This window comes from Sphingorhabdus sp., from assembly GCF_044354325.1.
In the GTDB taxonomy this organism is placed as follows: domain Bacteria; phylum Pseudomonadota; class Alphaproteobacteria; order Sphingomonadales; family Sphingomonadaceae; genus Sphingorhabdus_B.
Window position 1 is genome coordinate 1 of record NZ_JBILAF010000162.1, and the last position, 3,216, is coordinate 3,216.

4 protein-coding genes are annotated in these 3,216 nt (G+C 55.6%); 1 reads left to right on the plus strand and 3 read right to left on the minus strand.

Annotated features, from left to right (window positions below):
• The coding region (gene hflX / locus ACIQ0G_RS10745; protein WP_397577898.1) for a GTPase HflX at window positions 1-1,285 on the plus strand (1,285 nt) is incomplete at its 5' end.
• Here the strand turns inward: hflX and mazG are convergent.
• The 3 genes from mazG to ACIQ0G_RS10760 all read right to left on the minus strand — a co-directional run.
• The gene (gene mazG, locus ACIQ0G_RS10750) at window positions 1,286-2,062 is read right to left on the minus strand and encodes a nucleoside triphosphate pyrophosphohydrolase (protein WP_397577899.1); all 777 of its coding nucleotides are present in this window, start codon (window positions 2,060-2,062) and stop codon (window positions 1,286-1,288) included.
• A gap of 76 nt (window positions 2,063-2,138) precedes the next feature.
• Window positions 2,139-2,741 carry a TIGR02281 family clan AA aspartic protease gene (locus ACIQ0G_RS10755; protein WP_397577900.1) on the minus strand — a complete coding sequence of 201 codons (603 nt, stop codon included), beginning with the start codon at window positions 2,739-2,741 and terminating at the stop codon, window positions 2,139-2,141.
• A partial coding sequence (locus ACIQ0G_RS10760; protein WP_397577901.1) for a TatD family hydrolase occupies window positions 2,738-3,216 on the minus strand: 479 nt, incomplete at its 5' end. The genes ACIQ0G_RS10755 and ACIQ0G_RS10760, both read right to left, overlap by 4 nt.

The following is a 3,216-nucleotide window of genomic DNA, read 5'->3' on the forward strand; positions in this document are numbered from 1 at the left end:
CGGTGCGCGTGCGTTGGTTATTTACCCCGAATTGCCCGGACGGGCTTCGGTAGGGCCAGAGGCGCGACTTGCCGAGGCTGAGGGCCTTGCATTGGCCATTGGCCTGAATGTCGTCCAGAAAAAGCATTTCCGCGTCCGTTCGCCGCGCGCTGTTACCCTGCTTGGCGGCGGGCAGGTGGAGGAAATTGCGCAGATAGGGCGGGACTTGGAAATCGACCTGCTGATCGTCGATGCGTCTTTGACCGCCATTCAGCAGCGCAATCTGGAAGAACGCACCGGGTTGAAAACCATTGACCGTACCGGGCTCATCCTCGAAATTTTTGGCGAGCGTGCGGCAACAGCCGAAGGACGGTTGCAGGTCGAGCTGGCCCATTTGGATTATCAGGCCGGTCGCTTGGTGCGCAGTTGGACCCACTTGGAACGGCAGCGCGGGGGCTTTGGCTTTTTGGGCGGCCCGGGTGAAACGCAGATTGAGGCCGACCGCCGCATGATCCGCGACCGGATGGCCCGTTTGCGCCGCGAGCTGGAGGAAGTGAAACGGACGCGTTCGCTGCACCGTGCGCGCCGCAAACGGGCGCCATGGCCCGTGATCGCTTTGGTGGGCTATACCAACGCCGGCAAGTCGACCTTGTTCAACAGCCTGACCCGCGCGACTGTGTTGGCCGAAGATATGCTGTTTGCGACGCTCGATCCCACTATGCGCGAGATTTCCTTGCCGGGGGTGGAAAAGGCGATTTTGTCGGACACCGTTGGATTTGTTTCCGACCTGCCGACGCAATTGGTCGCGGCGTTCCGCGCAACGCTCGAAGAAGTGATTTCGGCAGATATCATCGTGCATGTGCGCGATATTTCGCACAGCGAAACCGATGCGCAACGTGATGATGTCCTCCAAATCCTGCGCGATTTAGGCGTTTTGGACGATGAAGATGCAGCAAACCAACCGCGGATGCTGGAGGTCTGGAACAAGATTGACCTGCTCGATGCCGAAAAACGTGAGGATTTGTCGGCGCTGGTCCAGCGTAATGATGATTTGCTGATGATCTCAGCGCAGACGGGTGAGGGCGTTGATGCCTTTAAGGCGCATCTGTCCGCGCTGATCGCCAAGGGCAATCTCGTGCGGTCTGTTCGATTGAAGGCCAGCGATGGCGCTGCGCTCGCATGGCTTCACGCGCGCGGAACAATCAACAGCCAGATTGTCGATGAGGACCTCGTCACCGTCGAAGCCTCGCTCAGCCGCCAATTATGGGGTCAGTTCGATAAGCAATTCGCCCCAATAGAGGGCTAATTATTTCGCTTCCTTGGCCTTCGCCTGTTGCCAAAGATCTTCTTTTTCATCGAGTGATAACGATGTGAACCGCGCGCCAGCGGAATCTTCCATGTCGCGAAATCGGCGTTCGAACTTTGCACTTGCGGACTTGAGCGCTGTTTCGGCGTCAACGTCATGAAAGCGGGCGAAGTTGACAACGGCGAATAACAAATCACCAATTTCTTCGGCAACATGTTCCGCCGAAGTTGCGGCTGCAACCTCTTCTAATTCCTCAATAATTTTATCACGCGCGCCGGACTGGTCGGGCCAATCAAAGCCGGTTCTGGCGGCGCGCTTTTGAATTTTTTGCGCACGTAACAATGCGGGGAGGGCGCGGGCGACGCCCGCCAAGGCGCTGTTGTCCGATCCCGCTTCGCGCTCGGTGGCTTTGATCGTTTCCCAATTGTCGGGAATGCTGTTGGTTGGTGCGTCTTGTGCGCCAAACACATGCGGATGACGGCGGACCATTTTGTCGCAAATGCTGCGGACGACGTCGTTAAAGTCGAACTGGCCGATTTCAGACGCCATCTGGCTGTGGAATACGACTTGGAGGAGCAGATCGCCCAATTCGTCTTTTAGCGCGTCGAGATCTCGATTCTCGATGGCGTCAGCAACTTCATAAGCTTCTTCGATCGTATATGGCGCAATGGTCGAGAAATCTTGTTCCAGATCCCACGGGCATCCGGTCTGCGGATCCCGCAAACGCGCCATGATATCGGTGAGAGGGGTAATATCAGCCTGCATCGGTCCAGCCATGAATAAGTTCGATAATATATATTATGTTAAGTAAGATTGAATAATGTCGGTTGAAACACGTCGTATCGACCCATTATCATTGCTTTAACGTCATGACATTTGCCTCGACCTTCCAGCTTTGCATACTGTCGAGAAAATTCATGCCAAGGACGTTCGTGTCGCCGAAACTCTCCGACACCACAACATTATGCTGTCCAATCTCGTGCGTTCCAATCTTTAACGATTGAATGATACCGCGCTGCGCCGTTACGCGGCCATTGGCCGTATTAAGAAATACCGGATATCCATTTGTATCCACTTCTATGCCCGTTTCGCGCGCCGTGTTTGCGTTTACCGCAGTGGTTGTCGCGCCGCTATCGATCATGAACCGCACCGGCTTCCCATTGACGTCGACCTGAAGCCAATAATGGCCGTCATCCTGCCGCCTGATGGTGATTTCTTCGCGGCTCACGCTCTGGCCAGCGGTGCCGGAAATGTCGGCCTTAACGCGCTCCCAGACGGCCTTAAATTCAAACCGGAAGCTGAATATGGCGAACAAGGCCGCGAATATCGCTATCCACGCAAATGCCGCCTTGGCGACATATCCCAGCGGCAAACGTCGCGCCGCAAGTGAACTCAATAACAACAATACGCAAACGACGCCCCAGATTAAAGATGGGCCGTCTTCCATGATATTCATCGTACGGCCTTGGAAAACAGACTGTAGAAATTGTCTGAAGTCTCTTTAGCCAGAATGTCCGTGTCAACACCGCGCAATTGCGCCACGTAACGCGCGGTATCCGCAACAAATGCGGGCTCGCCGGTCTTTCCGCGATGCGGAATTGGCGCCAGAAACGGGGCATCGGTTTCCACGAGCAATCGGTCCGACGGCAACCATTTGGCAACCGACTGAAGATCTTGGGCGTTTTTGAAGGTTACGATACCCGACAGCGAAATATACAGGCCAAGGTCCAATGCCGTCCGCGCGAATTCTGCACTTGCGGTGAAGCAATGAATAACGCCGGTGAATGCGCCCTTGGACATTTCGTCGCGCAATATCTCGGCCGTTTCCGCCTCTGCATCGCGTGTGTGGATGATGATGGGAAGCCCGGTGTCCCGTGACGCCGTTATGTGTTCGCGAAAGGACAGGCCCTGTTGCGCGCGGTCACTGTGAT

Coding starts and splice junctions, on each gene's coding strand:
- mazG (WP_397577899.1), bottom strand. CDS start 2,062: ATGGCTGGACCGATGCAGGCTGATATTACCCCTCTCACCGATATCATG.
- ACIQ0G_RS10755 (WP_397577900.1), bottom strand. CDS start 2,741: ATGAATATCATGGAAGACGGCCCATCTTTAATCTGGGGCGTCGTTTGC.